A 17,380-nucleotide genomic window follows, 5' to 3' on the forward strand; every position below is an offset into this window, starting at 1 on the left:
GCGGCGGCGTTGTCCACCAGGCCTTCGCGCTCGACCACGCCGAGGGTGGCGACCCCGGCCGCCGCGGCGACCGCGTTGCCGCCGTAGGTGCCGCCCTGCGACCCCGGCCAGGCCTTGGCCATGAGGGCGGAGGGTGCGGCGATCGCGGAGATGGGGAAGCCCGAGGCGATGCCCTTGGCGGTGATGATGATGTCCGGCACGAGCCCGTCGGTGTGCTGGTGACCCCAGAACCGGCCGGTGCGCCCGATGCCGGCCTGGACCTCGTCGAGGATCAGCAGCGCGCCGGTCCGGTCGGCGCGCTCGCGCAGTCCCTCCAGGTAGCGCGGGGGAGTGGCCATGTACCCGCCGTCGCCCAGCACGGGTTCGATCAGGAAGGCCGCGATCTCGCGGGCGTCGACCCGGGTGGCCATGAGGTAGTCGAGCTCGGCCAGCGCGAAGTCGATCGCGTCGTCCTCCGTCCACCCGTGGCGCAGGGCGTGCGGGAACGGGGTCATCACGACTCCACCCATGAGCGGGGAGAACCCGGCGGAGAAGCGGGTGCCCGCGGTGGTGAGGCTGGCGGCGGCGACGGTGCGGCCGTGGAAGCCGCCCTGGACGGTGACGATGTTGGGCCGGCCGGTGGCCATGCGGGCCAGCCGGACCGCGGCCTCGACTGCCTCGGATCCGGAGTTGGCGTAGAAGACCGAGTCGATCCCCTCGGGCAGGTGCTCGCCCAGCTTCTCGGTGAGCTCCAACAGCGGCTGGTGCATGACGGTCGTGTACTGCGCGTGGATGATCTTCCCGCACTGCTCGCGTGCCGCGGCGACCACGGCGGGGTGGCAGTGGCCGGTGCTGGTCACGCCGATGCCGGTCGTGAAGTCCAGGTAGTCGCGGCCGTCGGTGCCGTGGATCCACGAGCCGAGGGCGTGGTCCACCACGACGGGCGTGGCCTGCTTGAGATGGGGCGACAGGTGCGCGGTCATGGGTGCCAGTGTGTGGCGCGCCACGGTCGATTGTCAACAATCCGACGATCCTGGTTCGCGTGAGGGCCGGCGCGTTACGGTGGGGCCATGACGCAGCCGCACCGCGACCCGGGCAACCACGACCCGGGCACCCGGCCGACCGTCGTCGTCCTCACCGCGGACGGCGTCGAGCCCCCCACCACCCTCGCGCTGATCCGCGAGCTCGCCGACGTGCGCGAGTGCACGGCCGACACCCTCGCGCAGGCTCTGCCCGGGGCCGAGATCCTGCTGGTGTGGGACATCTTCTCCGACGCCCTGGCCTCCGCCTGGCACGCCGCCGACGCGCTGCGGTGGGTCCACGTGGCCGCCGCCGGGGTGGACAAGCTCCTCTTCGACGAGCTGCGCGACTCCGACGTGCTGGTCACCAACGCCCGCGGGGTCTTCGACGGGCCGATCGCCGAGTACGTCCTGGCCTGCGTCCTGGCCCACGACAAACGGCTCCACGAGACCGAGGCGCTGCAGCGCGCGGGTCGGTGGCGCCACCGCGAGACCACCCGGGTGGCCGGCCGGCGCGCCCTGGTGGTGGGCACCGGCGGCATCGGACGGGCCACCGCGCGGCTACTGCGGGCGGTCGGGCTCGACGTCAGCGGGGCCGGACGTCGACCGCGTGACGACGACGAGGACTTCGGCCGCGTCCTGGATTCCGCGCACCTGTCCGAGCATCTCGGCGACGTGGACCATCTCGTCATGGTGGCGCCGCTGACCGACGCGACCCGGGGGCTGCTCGGCCCCGCGGAACTGGCCGCCCTGCCCGACGGCGCCCACGTGGTGAACGTCGGTCGCGGAGAGCTGGTCGATCAGGAGGCCCTCACGCGCGAGATCGGGACGGGCAGGCTCTCGGCGCACCTGGACGTCCTCGTCGTCGAACCCCTCCCCGACGGTGACGTGCTCTGGACCCTCGACGGCGCGCACATCAGTCCCCACATGTCCGGCGACGTCGTGGGGTGGCGGGACACACTGTCCGGGCAGTTCCTCGACCACCTGCGCACGTGGGTCGGCGGCGGGACCCCCGGCCCGATTGTGGATAAAGGTCGAGGATACGTCAGCGGCTGAGCGGTTGTCCGTGGTCATCTCGACGGATACGGTCGGCTCCGCGAGGGGTGGCACCCCTCGCTTTTCCCGAGTCAGCCGGGGTTTTCAGGCTGAGGAGAGAAAGGAGTCGTAATGACCATTGCCGTAGATGACTACCAGTCCCGCGTGAGCGGGCGACCGGAGATCGTCGAGCGCCGTGACCCCGTCCTGTGGGGACGCAGCGAGGATCCCGAGGTCCTCCAGTTCGGCGAGCGCGGCTACATCCAGCGTGAGGGCGCACTCGACCGGCAGCGGATCGACGCCTGCCTGGCCGAGATCGACCGCATCGGATCCGATCCACAGATGGCCGGCGACCCCCGGATCATCCGCGAGGCCGGCAGCGAGGCCGTCCGTTCGATCTTCGACGTCCACGACCTGAGTGAGGTCGTGTGGGAGGCGGTCGAGCGATCCGGCGCGATCGACCTGGCCCGGCAGATCCTCGGCTCGGACGTCTACGTCCACCAGAGCCGGCTCAACTACAAGCCCGGATTCGCCGGCGGCGCCTTCTACTGGCACTCGGACTTCGAGACCTGGCACGCCGAGGACGGTATGCCCCGGCCGCGTGCGTGCAGCGCCTCCCTGGCGCTCACACCCAACGAGACCTACAACGGGCCCCTGATGATCATGCCGGGCACGCACAAGTACTACGTGCAGTGCGCGGGGGAGACACCGGAGGACTACTACAAGGAATCGCTCGTCTCGACGTCGCCGAAGATCGGCGTCCCGTCCGAGGAGCACATCTCCGAGATGTACGAGCGCCACGGTCTCGACGTGCTCACGGGCGGGGCGGGATCGATGACGATGTTCGACTGCAACGCCCTGCACGCCTCGGGCGGCAACATCACGCCGCTGCCCCGGGCGAACGTGTTCATCGTGTTCAACAGTGTGGAGAACGAGTTGACCGAGCCGTTCGCGGGCACCCCGCCGCGGCCGGACTTCCTCGCGCGCCGGCCCTGAGCCGGACACCGGTGCCGGGCCCCGCGGGTGCGGGACCCGGCATCGGTGCGCCGGAGTCAGGCGGGGTCCAGGCCGACCTCGCGCGCGCCGTCGGTGAACGCCTCGACGAACGCCTGCAGTGGTCGCCGCCGGGCGTCCCGACGGCGATAGGTGATCGACACCGTCCTGGTGAGCTCGTCGGTCAGGGGAATCACCTCCACGTCCGCGCCGAAGGTGCTCAGCCCGAGGTCGGAGGCCAGGGTGACCCCGAGGCCCGCGGCGACCAGGGACAGCGCCGTGGACTGCTCGCCCGCCTCGTGCCGCACGTCGGGTTCGAACCCCGCCTCGCGACAGGCGATCCGCACCGCGCGACCGAAGTGCGACCGCGGGTGCGCGACGACCCACGGCGCCCCGGAGAGGTCGGCCAGCGACAGTCGGGTCGAGTCCACGAAGCCGCGGGGGACGACCGCGTGCAGAGACTCCCTCGCGATGGGCACCCGCACCAGGTCGGTCACGTCCGCCATCACGTAGCTGGAGTAGTCCAGCACGAACGACAGATCGAGCGAGCCGTCCCGGACCGCGCCGGTGGTGTCCTCCGGGGCGAGCTCCCGGGTCCGCACCACGATGCCCGGGTGGTCGCGCGCCAGGATCCGCATCCCGGCGGGCAGCAGCGTGACGGCCACCGACGCCCACACCCCGGCGGTGAGGTTCGTGCCGACGCCCGCACGGGCCGATTCCATGGCGTGACCGGCGTCCTCCACGGCGGACAGGATCGTCCGCGCGTGCCCGGCCAGTATGAGCCCCGCCTCGGTCAGCGCGAGCCCGCGACCCCGCTTCTCGAACAGCGGGGTCCCCGCCTCCCGCTCGAGCAACGAGAGTTGCTGCGACACGGCCGAGACGGTGTACCCCAGCGCGGCCGCGACCGCGGTGACGGTGCTGCGGCGCTCCAACTCGGCGAGCAGCCGTAGCCGGTGCAGTGACGGCTCCATTCCCCGAGCGTAGGAGCGCGCGGCCGCATCGTGCAGGAAAAGTGAACGGTCAGGTCCACGAAGTCTCGCTGGACCCCCGGGACGCATGCTCGCATGCTGGGGACATCCCCGCCGGACCCGCCGGCGGACGAGGTCGCCGAGGAGGCGAGCACCATGACGTCCATCGAGATCCCGGGCACCACCGGTCATACCGGGTCAGCCCCCCAGACCGTGCCCGCCGCTCCGGAGAGCGCGAGCCGATCGAGCCGTGAGCCCTACCTGCGACTGCACTGGGAGGACGACGAGACCGGGGCGCGGGGTTACCTCGTGGTCGACACCCTCGTCGGCGGTCTGGCCACCGGCGGGACCCGTATGCGCGCCGGGTGCACTCTCCGCGAGGTCGAGGACCTGGCCCGCGGAATGACCCGCAAGACGGCGGCGTTCGACCTGCCCATCGGCGGGGCCAAGGGCGGCATCGACTTCGACCCCAAGGACCCCCGCGCCATCGACGTGCTCGGCCGGTTCTGCGAGGCCATGCGGCCGTTCCTCGACCGACACTGGGTCACCGCCGAGGATCTGGGCGTCCCGCAGCACCTGATCGACGAGGTGTTCGCCCGACTGGGGATGCGGCAGTCCTATCACGCGGCGATCGAGCGGTCGGCCGATCCCGCCGCCACCGCCGACCGGATCTTCCGCGGGCTGAACGCCGGGGTTCCGGGCGGGCTGCTCGGCGATGTGATCGGTGGCTACGGGGTCGCGCAGGCGTGCCTCGCGGCGGCGTACGTCCGGGGCTGGGACATCGAGCGCACCTCGGTGGCCGTCCAGGGCGTGGGCACGATGGGGGGCGGCGCCGCGTGGTACCTCCACGAGGCCGGCATGCGCGTCGTCGCACTGGCAGACGCCGCCGGCACCCTCTACGACCCGGCGGGACTCGACGTCCCGGCGCTGCTGGCGACCCGCGACCGCTTCGGGGAGATCGACCGCTCGGCCGTCCCCGCCCGGGTGCAGCGGCTGGACCGCGACCGGATCCTCGGCATGGACGTGGACGTGCTCGTGCCCGCCGCCGTCTCGTACGCCATCACCGCGGACAACTGCACCGAGGTCACCGCACCGATCGTGGTCGAGGCGGCCAACGCCGCCACCACGGCCGACGCGGAACTCGACCTCACGGCCCGCGGGATCGCGGTGCTGCCGGACTTCGTCGCCAACGCCGGGGCCGTCGCCTGGGCGTGGTGGTTGATCCTCGGGGAGGTCGACGACCAGCCGGAGAGTTCGTTCCTCCGCCTGGGCCGCGAGATGACCGCCAAGGTCGCCGACCTGCTCACCGGCTGGGATCCGAGCCGGGGCCCGCTGCGGTGGATCGCCGACGTCTCCGGGCCGGTCCGGACGGTGCCGCCGGTCGTCGTGCCCTGACCGCCCCCTACGCAACCGCCCGGGCCCGTCGCCCCTCGACATGGCGTCTCGCGTGCCCCGATGGGCAGGCGAGACGCCATCTTCGGGAGCGGCGGCCGTCTTGGCGGTCAGGCGCGGGAGCGGGACGCCAGCCGCGGGAGCGGTTGCGGTGCCGCTCTGGGCGGGTTGTCAGACGGCTGAGTCTCTGCCCTCTCCGATCTCGCCGGGGTCGGAGTCCGAGTCTGTGTCGTGGCCGTTGCCGATCGCGGTGTGCATCCGGGCCCGGCGGGGAGAGTCGTCGCTGCCCAGCAGCAGATCGATGGTGAGACCGAGCCTGGTGGCGACCTCGGCGGCCGACGACCTGCGGGTCAGCCACGACACGAGGTTGGACATCCACACGTCGGAGACGACCCGGGCGATCGAGAGCTGCACCTCGTCCGGGGTGCCCTGGGCCATCGCGCGGCCGAGGATCCGGTCCATGTAGAAGCCGACCTCCTCGACCTCGTTGGCCACGGAGGCGTCGGCGAACATGAAGGCGCGCGTCATCGCCTCGGTGAGGTTCGGGTCGCGCTGCATGGACTTGGTGATCATCTCCACCACGACCTTCATCCGCTCCTGCGCGGTGTCGCCGGGCGGGGCTGACCGCTCGGTGCGCTGGTCGAGCCGACGGAACTCACGGGCGAGCGCCGAGACCAGCAGGTGCACCTTGGACGGGAAGTACCGGTAGAGGGTGCCCACCGCGACCTCGGCCTTCTCGGCGACGGCACGCATCTGCACGGCCTCGTAGCCGCCCTTGGCGGCCAGGGCGAGGGTCGCGTCCAGGATCCGCCGACGGCGCTCGCGTTGCGACGACGTGGTGGGCTCGTCGCTCCGGGCGGCGGGGTCCGGCGCGGCGGCGGTACGGGTCCCGGCTGAGCTCTTGGTCATGGAGGCGAAACCTTCTGCGCTGGTCGGATCGGGTCGGCGGGGCATCCCGGCGGGCTGGGGCGGGACCCGGGTGTGCGTCGGGGACCCTTCTGGTGCATTCTAGAACACGATACCTAGAACACGTTCTATTATGGCGTGGAGCGCGCGGGTCAGCGGGCCCGCGCCGAGTACGGAAATCCCGTCGCGCCCGAGGAGCCCAGCAGTGAGTATCGCCACCACCCCGGATCAGACCGAGATCCAGAACTCGATCAAGGCCTGGGCGAAGTCCGCCGATCCCGTGGCCACGGTACGCGTTCAGGAGAAGGATCCGGAAGCCTGGAAGGCCGTGTGGCCCCGACTCGCCGAGCTGGGGCTGTTCGGCGTCGCCATCGCGGAGGAGCACGGTGGCGCCGGCGCCGAGATCGTCGACCTGGCGTGCATGCTCGAGGAGGCCGCGGCGAAAATGGCGCCCGGCCCGGTCCTGTCCACCGCGCTGACCGGTGTCCTGGTCTCGCGCGCAGGCGGAGCCGTCGCCAACGCGCTGGGTGAGACGATCGCCGAGGGCGGCCTGCCCGTCGGGGTGTGCCTGGGCATCGGCACCGCGACCTTGGACGGGTCGGGGGAGATCACCGGTGATCCCGGCGTCGCCTACGGCGGCACCCCCGGCGGAGGGTTGCTGCTGCCCGTCGAGGTGGACGGCGCCACCCGCTGGGCGCTTCTCGAGGCGGGCACGCCGGGGCTCACCGTCACCCCGGCGACCCCGTACGACATCTCGGCGTCGATCGGCCACGTCAGCCTGCAGGGCGTGACGATCCCGGCCGACCGCGTCCTCGAGGGCGTCACCACCGCACACGTCCACCAGCTGTTCGTCACCCTGGCCGCCGCCGAGGCCGCGGGCGTCGCCGACTACACGCTCGCCACCGCGGTGGACTACGCCAAGATCCGCGAGCAGTTCGGCCGCACGATCGGCTCGTTCCAGTCCATCAAGCACCTCGCCGCCGACATGCTGTGCCGCACCGAGCAGGTCCGTGCGCTGGCGTGGGACGCCGCCGCGGCCGCGGAGGACCTGCTCGCCGGCGACTCGGAGCTGCCCGTCGCCGCCGCGGTCGCCGGGGCGCTGGCCTTCGACAACGCCGTGCGCAACTCCCAGGACTGCATCCAGATCCTCGGCGGCATCGGCTTCACCTTCGAGCACGACGCCCACTTCTACATGCGGCGGGCGGGCGCACTGCGCCAGGCGATCGGCGGCTCCGCCCGCTGGCGGCGATCCCTGGCCGAGCTCACGCTGTCGGGCAGGCGCCGCCACCTCGACATCGACCTGTCCGAGATCGACGGGCTGGACGCCAAGCGGGAGGACATCCGCGCGTTGGTGGCGACGGTCGCGGCGGTCGAGGGTGACGAGCGCAAGCGTGCCCTCGCCGACACGGGCCTGTTCATGCCCCACCTGCCCGAGCCGTGGGGCCTCGGCGCCAGCCCGGCCGTGCAGCTCCTCATCGACGAGGAGCTCGAGGCCGCCGGCGTGACCCGCCACGACATCACCATCGGTGGCTGGGCGGTGCCGACCATCCTCCAGGCGGCCCCCGAGCACGCCGACCTGCTCGTGCGCGACACCATGGCCGGGGCGATCAGGTGGTGTCAGCTGTTCTCCGAGCCCGGCGCCGGCTCCGACCTGGCCGCCCTGCGCACCACCGCCGAGAAGGTCGACGGCGGCTGGAAGCTCAACGGACAGAAGGTGTGGACCTCCCTGGCCCGCGAGGCCGACTGGGCGATGTGCCTGGCCCGGACGGACTCCGGCGCCCCCAAGCACAAGGGCATCACGTACTTCCTCGTGGACATGCGCTCCGAGGGCATCCGCACGCGACCCCTGCGCGAGATCACCGGTGAGGCGCTGTTCAACGAGGTCTACCTCGAGGACCTCTTCGTCCCCGACGAGTTCCAGGTGGGCACGGTCAACGACGGCTGGAAGATCGCCCGCACCACCCTGGCCAACGAGCGCGTGGCCATGGGCGGTGGCTCGTCGCTCGGCGACGCTGCGGAGGAGATCATCGGGCTGATCAACGCCGCCGGTGTGGCCGACGACGCGCTCGTGCTCGACGAGTTCGGCAAGCACGTCGCCGACGGCGTCGTCGGAAACCTCCTCGACCTGCGCACCGCGCTGCGCAGCCTCGCCGGCTCGGGCCCGGGCGCCGAGTCCTCGGTCCGCAAGATCGTGGGTGTGCGCCACCGTCAGGACATCGCCGAGTTCGGTCTGCAGCTCACCGGCACCGGCGGCGTCGAATTCACCGAGCAGGGACGCAAGTTCCTCATGGTCCGCTGCCTGTCGATCGCCGGTGGCACCGAGCAGGTCCTGCTCAACGTCGTCGGCGAGCGCATCCTCGGCCTGCCCAGGGACTAGTGCGAGCGCGTGACCGACCCCCTCCGGATTAAGGACTGACCCCCGTGGACTTCACCCGTACCGAGACCCAGGCCGCCGTCGCCGAGGCGGTGGCCGGCGCACTGTCGACGGCCGCCCCGGCCGAGGAACTGCTCACCGCGCTACCCAGGCGCGGCGTGGACGACGCCGGCTTCGACGAGCGACTGTGGGCGGCGTTCGCCGAGTCCGGTCTGCTCTCCCTGGGCCTGCCCTCCGCCCTCGGCGGGGACGACCTCACGCCCGCCGACATCGCGGTGGTGCTCGAGGAGGTCGGCCGTGCCGGAGTGGTGATCCCCGTCCTGGAGACCCTGGGCTTCGGCGTGGCGCCGATCGTCGCGCTGGGCACCCCCGACCAGCAGTCCCGGCTTCTCGAGGGCATCGAGGACGGCCGCATCCTCACCGCCGCCGTCGCCGAGCCCGGACGCCCACTGCCGCTCGAGCCCACCGTGCGGCTCGACGGTGGGAAGCTCACCGGGACCGCCACCTCGGTGCGGTACGCGGCCCAGGCCCGGTCGGTCCTCGTGCCGGTGTCCACGTCCGGGGGCGCCGCACTCGTCGTCGTCGCCCCCGACGCCCCGGGCGTCACCCTGACGCCCACCCTCGGCTCCCTGGGGGTGCCCGAGTACGCGATGCGGTTCGAGGCCACCGAGGTCGACGACGACGACGTCCTGCGCGGCTCGGGATCGGAGCCCGTCCTCGAGGTGTTCCGACGTCTCGTCCTGTCCGCCTGTATCGCGCACGGTGACGGTCTCGTCGGCGGCGCGCTGGAGATGACGGCCGGCTACCTCAAGGAACGTCAGCAGTTCGGCAAGGCGCTGGGGTCGTTCCAGGCGGTCCAACAGGAGCTCGCGGACGTGTACATCGTCTCGCAGACGCTCCACGTGATCGCGCAGTCCGTGTCCTGGCGGATCTCGGAGGGCCTGGCCGGCTCCGGCGACCGCTACGAGACCGACCCGACGATCGGTGCCTACTGGCTGGCGGCCGAGGGTCCCCGCGCGGTCCAGATCCTGCACCACCTGCACGGCGGGGTGGGCGTGGACGTCACCTACCCGATGTTCCGGTACTCCTCGGCGGTCAAGGACCTGGCGCGGTTCGTCGGCGGCGCGCAGCTGCACCTCGACGTCCTCGGTGCCGCGCTCGCCGCGGACCCGGTCGACAGGATCGAGACGGGCGGTGCCGCCCCCGCCGCGGACGCCACCCCGGCCGACGCCGACGGCGCGTTCATCGACCTCACGCCCGAACAGCGCGCACTGCAGGCCGAGCTGCGCGAGTACTTCTCGACGCTCATCTCGCCGGAGGAGGCGGCGGACATCGCCACCACCCGTCACGGCGACACCTACGCCGAGATCATCAAGCGCATGGGCCGCGACGGCTGGCTGGGCGTGGGCTGGCCCGCCGAGTACGGCGGCAAGGGCTTCGGCCACATCGAGCAGCAGATCTTCACCAACGAGGCCACGCGTGCGGACGTGCCGCTGCCGTCGGTGACGCTGCAGACCGTGGGTCCGACCCTGCAGAAGTACGGCAGCGAAGCGCAGAAGGCGAAGTTCCTCCCCGGCATCCTCGACGGGTCGATCCACTTCGCGATCGGCTACTCCGAGCCCGACGCCGGCACCGACCTGGCCGCCCTGCGCACGACCGCGAGGCGTGACGAGGCCACCGGCGACTGGATCATCAACGGTCAGAAGATGTGGACCACCGGCGGCCACCACGCCGACTACATCTGGTTGGCCGCCCGCACCGGGACCCCGGACTCGCGCCATCGCGGGCTGACGATCTTCATCGTCGACACCACCGACCCCGGCTTCTCGTTCACCCCGATCATCACCTGCGACGGTGCCCATCACGTCAACGCCACCTACTACTCGGACGTGCGCGTCCCGGCGGACATGGTGGTGGGCGAGGTCGACGGCGGCTGGAAGATGCTCACCACCCAGCTCAACCACGAGCGCGTCATGCTCGCGCCGTCCGGGCGTCCGGGCGGGTACTACGACGAGCTGGCCGCCTGGGCCCGCGGCACGGGCCCGGACGGGGTCCGCCACCTGGACCGGCCCGAGGTGCGGCGCGGACTCGCGGAGATCTTCGCGATCGTCCGGCTCAACGAGCTGCTCAACTGGAAGGTCTCCTCGATGGGCGAGAACCCGTCGATGGGCGACTCCGCGGCCTCGAAGGTGTTCTCCACCGAGGAGATCCAGCACGTCGGCCGGATCGTCGAGGAGCTGGTCGGCCGTTTCGGCGACCCCACCGATCCCGACACCGCGGCGCTGCAGCGCTGGTTCGACATGATGAACAAGCGCAACGTGGTGATCACCTTCGGCGGCGGTGTCAACGAGGTCATGCGGGAACTGACCTGCATGGGTGGCCTCGGCATGCCCCGCACCGCCCGCTAGAGACCATCCCCCTGATCCACCGAGAAGGTACCCATGAGTGACGAGCAGGCCGCCCGTATCCTCGCCGCCGCCGAGGAGGTCCGCGCCGCCGGCGGGAGCGCCCGCCGTGCGGGCCGCGACCCGATCAACACGCCGATGATCCGGAACTGGACCGAGGCGATCGGTGACACCAACCCCATCTACTCCTCCGAGGAGGCCGCACGCGCGGCCGGACACGGCGGACCGGTCGCACCGCCGGCCATGGCGCAGGTGTGGACCATGCGCGGGCTCGGTAAGACCCGTGAGGCCGACGACCCGCTGGGTCGGATGACCGACCTCCTCGACGCCGAGGGCTTCACCTCGGTCGTCGCGACCAACTGCGACTCCACCTACCACCGGTACACCCGCCCGGGCGAGGAGGTGACCATCGAGTCCGTTCTGGTGGACGTGGTCGGCCCCAAGACCACGGGCCTGGGGGAGGGCTGGTTCTTCACCACCCGTAACTACTGGCGCGTCGGCGACGAGGTCGTCGCGGAGATGGACTTCCGCATCCTCAAGTTCCGCCCCGCGGCGAAGCCCGCCGAGCCCGCGCCGGCGCCCGCCGACCAGATCGTGGCCAGCTCCGGCTCGGCCACCGACGACCTGGTGGTGGGCAAGGTCCTGCGCCCGTCGGTCTCGCACGACACGCAGTTCTTCTGGGACGGCGTCGCCGCCCACGAGCTGCGCATCCAGACCCGCGAGGACGGCTCGCTGCAGCACCCGCCCGTCCCGGCGCTGTGGAAGGACAAGTCCGAGCAGACCGACTACGTGGTCTCCTCGGGACGCGGCACCGTGTACAGCTTCGTGGTCCATCACGCCCCGCGCGTGCCGGGCCGCACCAGGTTCCCGTTCGTGATCGCGCTGGTGGAGCTGGAGGAGGGCGTGCGCATGCTCGGCGAGCTGCGCGACGTCGAGCCGTCGGAGGTCCGGATCGGCATGGAGGTCGAGGTGGAGTTCCTCGACATGCCCGGCGACTCCTCCGCCGACGCCGCGTTCGGCACCGACCCGTGGACGCTGTACGCCTGGCGCCCGGCCGGCGCACGCCCTGTCGACCGTCAGGAATCCGCGGGGTCACCCGCAAGAACCGAAGGGGCCGTCAAGTGAGCGAGAACCGTACCGTCTGTCCGGCCACCCCGCCCGCCGTGGCGGTGGGGGACCGGCTCCCCGAGCTGACCATCGAGGGCACGCCGACGTTCATCGTGGCCTCGGCGCTGGCGACGCGGGACTTCCAGGACGTCCACCACGACCGCGACCTGGCCCATCAGAAGGGCTCGAAGGACATCTTCGTCAACATCCTCACCGACACCGGTCTGGTGCAGCGGTTCGTCACCGACTGGGCGGGCCAGCGCGCCCGCATCACGTCGATCAAACTGCGCCTGGGCGTGCCCTGGTACGCCTACGACTCCCTCACCCTCACCGGCGAGGTGACCGGGGTCGACGACGACGGGCTTGTCACGCTGAAGATCGTCGGCACGGACTCACTGGGCGCGCACGTCACCTCGACGGCCACCCTCTACATGAACGGAGACCCGGCCTGATGAGCTCTCTCTCAGACAAGGCGGCGATCGTCGGCATCGGCGCCACCGACTTCTCCAAGGACTCCGGCCGCTCCGAGCTGCGGCTGGCCGCCGAGGCCGTGCAGGCGGCCGTCGCCGACGCCGGGCTGCAGCCCTCGGACGTCGACGGCCTGGTGTCGTTCACCATGGACACCAACACCGAGATCGCGGTGGCCCGGGCCGCCGGGATCGGCAGCCTGAACTTCTTCTCCCGCATCCACTACGGCGGCGGCGCGGCGTGCGCGACCGTGCAGCAGGCCGCGATGGCCGTGGCGACCGGCGTGGCCGAGGTCGTGGTCTGCTACCGCGCGTTCAACGAGCGCTCCGGGATGCGCTTCGGCCAGGTCAACTCGGCGCTGGTGCAGCAGGTCAACTCCTCGGGCACGGACAACGCCTTCTCCTACCCGCACGGCCTGTCCACCCCGGCCGGGTTCGTGGCCATGGTCGCGCAGCGCTACATGCACGAGTACGGCGCCACGAGCGAGGACTTCGGCCGGGTCGCGGTGGTCGACCGCAAGCACGCCGCGGCCAATCCCGCCGCGTTCTTCCACGGCAAGCCGATCACGTTGGCCGACCACCAGAACTCGCGCTACATCGCCGAGCCGCTGCACCTGCTGGACTGCTGCCAGGAGTCCGACGGCGGTCAGGCGATCGTGGTGACCACGCCCGAGCGGGCCCGCGACCTGCCGCACACGCCGGTGTCGATCGCGGCGGCGGCGTCCGGGTCCGGGCCGGACCAGTACATCATGACCTCGTACTACCGCCCCGAGCTCGCGGGACTGCCGGAGATGGGGATCGTCGGCAACCAGCTCTGGGAGCAGTCCGGGCTGCGGCCCGAGGACATGGACATGGCCGTGCTCTACGACCACTTCACCCCGTACGTGCTCATGCAGCTCGAGGAGCTGGGCTTCTGTGGCCGCGGTGAGGCCAAGGACTTCGTCCGCGAGCCCGGCGCGCTCGAGGTGGGCGGCCGGCTCCCGCTCAACACCCACGGCGGCCAGCTCGGGGAGGCCTACATCCACGGGATGAACGGCATCGCCGAGGGCGTCCGTCAGCTCCGCGGTGACTCGGTCAACCAGGTCCCCGGCGCCGAGAAGCTCGTCGTCACCGCGGGCACCGGCGTGCCCACCTCGGGCCTGGTGCTCACCGTCTGACAGCGGCCTCGGGGCTGACTGCCGCCCTCGGGCGTGGCCTGCCCGAGTGGCTCAGCCCCGCAGGCAGCCGCGCACGAACGATCCGATGTCCCGCACCGCGATCTTCGCCTCGGGGACGAGCGGGTGGAAGACCTGGAACACGTGGAACTGGTGGGGCCACAGCTGGAACTCGTGGCGCACCCCGTGCTCGGCGAAGTCCTCGGCCATCTTCTCGATCCCCCCGCTGAAGATCTCCTCGCCGCCGCACTGGATGAGGAACGGCGGCCAGTCGGGCGAGGGCTCGTAGTTGATCGGGGAGATCGCCGGATCGTCCGTGTCCACACCCGGTGCGTACTGGCGACGACACAGTTCGGCCAGGCCCAGCGCGAGGAAGGGGTCCTTGCGCGCCCGGTCCCGCGCGGTCATGTCGGTGAAGTCCAGGTCGACCCACGGGGAGAGAAGGACGACGCCGGCGGGCATCGCCGCCCCGGTCCGCTCGAGGTGGGCGACCAGCTGCATCGCCAGATTGCCCCCCGCGGAATCTCCGGCGACCACGATGTTCTCGGCCGGGAAGCCCATCTCCAGCAGCCACTCCCACCCGGCGATCGTGTCCTCGGTGGCCGCCGGGTGCGGGTGCTCCGGGGCGAGTCGGTAGTCCGGCAGGAACACGGGGACGCCGGTCTCGCTGGCGATCCTCGACGCCAGGGCCTTGTGCGACCACGGCGATCCGAACGTGAAGCCACCCCCGTGGATGTGGTAGATGACCTTGTCCGAGTCGAAGAAGCGTTTGCGGCCCACCCAGAGGCCGGGCACGGGCCCGTCCCCGGACCAGTCGTTGGTGCTCTCCAGGGCGGCCGCCCGCCCGGCGCCGGAGGTCAGCGCACGCAGGCGGCCGAGCGAGACGTCCGTCGCGGGCATCCTGTCCAGCGCCGGGCGGACGAACATCCGCAGCCCTCCCGCGAGCCCGCGGGACCGCAGAGTGCCCTGCTCGGACGGGCCGTGCAGGGTCGGGCCGCTCCGCCGCGAGGGCCGGTCGGCCTCCCGCGCCGACGAGCGACGGCCATCCTGCGGCACGTCACCCGACCCCGTCGAACGCGGCAGCCGGAGACCGCCGTCGTACGGCGGGCCGGGATTTCTGGACCGTGATCCGCTCATGTTCGCAATGTAGGCCCTCCCCGGCCCCACCGCTGCAGCGACCTGCCGGTGCGGCCGCCTATAGTGAATAGAACCTGTTCCAGCAATCTGAAATCAGCGCAGGTCAGACCCGCGTCTGGACACGAGAACAAGTTCAGGTCACAATGTGAGAGACGACACAGTTAGCCCCCGCGTGCAAAGGACCCGCCCGATGACTGATGCAGCAGCCGACCAGTCCACCGATCCCCTCGCCGGGACCAATCCGGAGATGAACGAGGCCGCCGTCTTCGAGGCCGTGGCCGACAAGATCCCGGACAACCTCCTGCTCACGATGGACGGGGTCGACTACACCTACCGTCAGATCGACGAGCTCGCCAACCGGATGGGTCATCTCCTCAAGGCCCACGGTGCGGAGCCGCAGAGCCATATCGCGCTGTACATGAAGAACAGCGCCGAGCACATGGCGGCCATCGTCGCGGCCATGAAGATCCGGGTGGCCGGGATCAACGTCAACTACCGCTACACCCCGGCCGAGCTGGTCTACCTGTTCAACGACTCGCAGTCGGTCGCCGTCCTGGTCGACGCGGAGTTCGCGGAGACCATGGCCGCCGCCGTGCCCAAGCTCGAGACCGCCCGCACGGTCCTCGTCGTGGGTGGCGTCCCGCAGGTCCTCGCCGACGCCTGCGCCGAGAACGGCCTGACGGTCGTCGACGTGGACGCCGAGCTGCCGGGACAGTCCGCGGAGCGCGACTTCGAGCCCGTGCGCGGCGACGACCACTGGATCGTCTACACGGGCGGCACCACCGGGTTCCCCAAGGGCGTCCAGTGGCACATGTCGGACTACTACTACGCGTGCCTGTCCGGCGGTAACCCGTACGGCGACAAGCGGCACAGCCCGCAGGAGGTCGCGGACAACGTCTCGCCCGAGGGCGGTTTCAAGATCGTCATCTCGGCCCCGCTCATGCACGGCGCCGGCCTGTTCACCCTGCTGACCTTCGTCAACCTGGGCGGCCACCTGGTCATGTTCCGCGACTTCGACGCCGAGGTGATCGTGGACGCGACCGCCGAGTACAAGGCCCAGCTGCTGATGTTCGTCGGCGACGGCATGGCGGTCCCGATCACCGACGCCCTGCTCGCGGCCAAGGAGACCAAGGACTTCAGCGCCATGTTCATGGTCGCGTCCGGCGGCGGCATCTGGTCCAAGACCTCCCGCGACCGGCTGATCGAGGCGTTCCCGAACGTCATCATCCGCGACAACTTCGGCGCGTCCGAGACCGGCAACGACGGCGAGATGAACCTTAACGAGCAGGGTGAGATGCTCCTGGCCCCCACCCCGCGCCTCGGGGTGATCGACGAGTCGAACCGTCCGATCACGCCCGGGTCGGACGAGGTCGGGTACATCGTCCGACGCGGCCACGTCCCCCTCGGGTACTGGAACGATCCGGAGAAGACCGCCAAGACCTTCCCGGAGGTCGGTGGCCAGCGGGTGGCGGTGCTCGGTGACATGGGCCAGATCCGCGAGGACGGGACCATCGTCTTCCTGGGCCGCGGCTCGGGTTGCATCAACACCGGTGGCGAGAAGGTGTTCCCGGAGGAGGTCGAGCAGGCGCTCAAGGCGCACCCGGCCGTCCACGACGCGCTGGTCGCCGGTGCTCCCGACGAGCGGTACGGCCAGAAGGTCGCCGCGGTCGTGTCGTTCCGCGAGGGCATGTCGGCCGAGCAGGAGGAGCTCTCGGCGTTCCTGCGCGAGTCCCTGGCGAACTACAAGGTCCCCAAGGTGATCGTCGACGTCCCCGAGATCCGACGCTCGCCCGCGGGCAAGGCCGACTACAAGTGGGCCAAGGAGCGGATCTCGAGCAACTGACGCCTCACGGTGTCGCCCCTGTCGCCCACCCGCCCGACCGGCCGGGTGGGCGACAGGCGTGTCAGTCCGCGGTGAGGATGCGCCGCACCGCGCCCATCGGCACCGCGACCCAGCCGGGTCGGTTCCGCGTCTCGTAGACGACCTCGTACAGCGCCTTGTCGAGCGTGTAGGCCCGTAGCAGCGCACCGGTCTCGCGCGGGTCGGAGTCACCGACCTCGGCGTACCCCGCGCAGAAGGCGTCGACGTTGCGGTCGCGCCACTCGCGGGCCCGGAACCGCAGCTGCCGGTCCTCCACACCGACCAGGGTGTGCTGTGCCGCGTAGTCGAGACTGCGCAGGATGCCGGCCACGTCGCGGGCGGGGGCGTCGGCCACCCGTCGCTCGGCGAGGGGCGCGGCCGGCTCGCCCTCGAAGTCGATGACGATCCACCGGTCCGGGGCCCGCAGCGTCTGGCCGAGGTGCAGGTCGCCGTGGATGCGGTGCACCCGCACCGGGCCAAATCCCGCCACCTCGTCGAAGACCGCCCGGGCCGCGTCGGCGAACTCCGCCAGCTCCGGCACCTCCGCCACCGCCGCGTCGAGCCGGGCACGCATCGACGCCAC

13 protein-coding genes and 2 pseudogenes are annotated in these 17,380 nt (G+C 71.3%); 10 read left to right on the forward strand and 5 right to left on the reverse strand.

Annotation, left to right across the window (positions count from 1 at the left end):
• Nucleotides 1–962, reverse strand: a 962-nt coding sequence (locus G6023_RS09445; RefSeq protein ID WP_159147948.1) for an aspartate aminotransferase family protein, incomplete at its 3' end; no start/stop codon positions are given.
• A gap of 87 nt (nucleotides 963–1,049) precedes the next feature.
• On the opposite strand from G6023_RS09445, the gene G6023_RS09450 reads away from it, so the two are divergent.
• Both G6023_RS09450 and thpD read left to right on the forward strand, forming a co-directional pair.
• A complete protein-coding gene (locus tag G6023_RS09450; protein ID WP_096906083.1) occupies nucleotides 1,050–2,054 on the forward strand; it encodes a D-2-hydroxyacid dehydrogenase in 1,005 nt (334 codons plus the stop codon).
• Nucleotides 2,055–2,165: 111 nt separating this feature from the next.
• Nucleotides 2,166–3,029 (forward strand): ectoine hydroxylase, encoded by an 864-nt coding sequence (thpD, locus tag G6023_RS09455; RefSeq protein ID WP_182635158.1) that lies wholly within the window; start codon nucleotides 2,166–2,168, stop codon nucleotides 3,027–3,029.
• A 56-nt stretch (nucleotides 3,030–3,085) separates the two neighbouring features.
• On the opposite strand, the gene G6023_RS09460 is transcribed toward thpD, so the two are convergent.
• Entirely contained in the window at nucleotides 3,086–3,997 is a 912-nt protein-coding gene (locus G6023_RS09460) for a LysR family transcriptional regulator (RefSeq protein ID WP_067711690.1), read from the reverse strand.
• Nucleotides 3,998–4,150: 153 nt separating this feature from the next.
• On the opposite strand from G6023_RS09460, the gene G6023_RS09465 reads away from it, so the two are divergent.
• Entirely contained in the window at nucleotides 4,151–5,389 is a 1,239-nt protein-coding gene (locus G6023_RS09465; RefSeq protein ID WP_159147952.1) for a Glu/Leu/Phe/Val dehydrogenase dimerization domain-containing protein, read from the forward strand.
• A 168-nt stretch (nucleotides 5,390–5,557) separates the two neighbouring features.
• Here G6023_RS09465 and kstR read toward each other — a convergent pair whose 3' ends face one another.
• On the reverse strand, nucleotides 5,558–6,295 hold the full coding sequence (gene kstR / locus G6023_RS09470) for a cholesterol catabolism transcriptional regulator KstR (protein WP_159147960.1): 738 nt from the start codon (nucleotides 6,293–6,295) through the stop codon (nucleotides 5,558–5,560).
• Between the two features lie 202 nt (nucleotides 6,296–6,497).
• Between kstR and G6023_RS09475 the strand changes: the two genes are divergently transcribed.
• From G6023_RS09475 to G6023_RS09495, 6 genes and pseudogenes are all read left to right on the forward strand, one after another.
• Nucleotides 6,498–8,669, forward strand: coding sequence for an acyl-CoA dehydrogenase family protein (locus G6023_RS09475; RefSeq protein WP_182635160.1), 2,172 nt, complete (start codon nucleotides 6,498–6,500; stop codon nucleotides 8,667–8,669).
• Nucleotides 8,670–8,824: 155 nt separating this feature from the next.
• Nucleotides 8,825–9,808: pseudogene (locus G6023_RS16300) on the forward strand (acyl-CoA dehydrogenase family protein); the annotation flags it as partial.
• A 102-nt stretch (nucleotides 9,809–9,910) separates the two neighbouring features.
• Complete coding sequence (locus tag G6023_RS16305) at nucleotides 9,911–11,074, forward strand: acyl-CoA dehydrogenase family protein (protein ID WP_347570756.1); 1,164 nt, start codon at nucleotides 9,911–9,913, stop codon at nucleotides 11,072–11,074.
• A 33-nt stretch (nucleotides 11,075–11,107) separates the two neighbouring features.
• Nucleotides 11,108–12,196: a bifunctional MaoC family dehydratase N-terminal/OB-fold nucleic acid binding domain-containing protein gene (locus tag G6023_RS09485; RefSeq protein ID WP_182635165.1), complete on the forward strand. Its 1,089-nt coding sequence runs from the start codon at nucleotides 11,108–11,110 to the stop codon at nucleotides 12,194–12,196.
• Complete coding sequence (locus G6023_RS09490) at nucleotides 12,193–12,630, forward strand: MaoC family dehydratase (RefSeq protein ID WP_308202003.1); 438 nt, start codon at nucleotides 12,193–12,195, stop codon at nucleotides 12,628–12,630. The genes G6023_RS09485 and G6023_RS09490 overlap by 4 nt, the downstream gene beginning before the upstream one ends.
• The gene (locus G6023_RS09495) at nucleotides 12,630–13,802 is read left to right on the forward strand and encodes a lipid-transfer protein (RefSeq protein WP_182635167.1); all 1,173 of its coding nucleotides are present in this window, start codon (nucleotides 12,630–12,632) and stop codon (nucleotides 13,800–13,802) included. The genes G6023_RS09490 and G6023_RS09495 overlap by 1 nt, the downstream gene beginning before the upstream one ends.
• Before the next feature lie 51 nt (nucleotides 13,803–13,853).
• Here G6023_RS09495 and G6023_RS09500 read toward each other — a convergent pair whose 3' ends face one another.
• The gene (locus tag G6023_RS09500) at nucleotides 13,854–14,936 is read right to left on the reverse strand and encodes an alpha/beta hydrolase (protein WP_182635168.1); all 1,083 of its coding nucleotides are present in this window, start codon (nucleotides 14,934–14,936) and stop codon (nucleotides 13,854–13,856) included.
• 190 nt (nucleotides 14,937–15,126) lie between these two features.
• Here G6023_RS09500 and G6023_RS09505 point away from each other — a divergent pair, with 190 nt between their 5' ends.
• On the forward strand, nucleotides 15,127–16,779 hold the full coding sequence (locus G6023_RS09505; RefSeq protein WP_182635170.1) for an AMP-binding protein: 1,653 nt from the start codon (nucleotides 15,127–15,129) through the stop codon (nucleotides 16,777–16,779).
• Nucleotides 16,780–16,840: 61 nt separating this feature from the next.
• Here the strand turns inward: G6023_RS09505 and G6023_RS09510 are convergent.
• Nucleotides 16,841–17,380 (reverse strand): annotated as a pseudogene (locus G6023_RS09510) (maltokinase N-terminal cap-like domain-containing protein); the annotation flags it as partial.

The sequence above is a fragment of the Dietzia sp. DQ11-71 genome (assembly GCF_014144995.1).
Classification (GTDB): domain Bacteria; phylum Actinomycetota; class Actinomycetes; order Mycobacteriales; family Mycobacteriaceae; genus Dietzia; species Dietzia kunjamensis.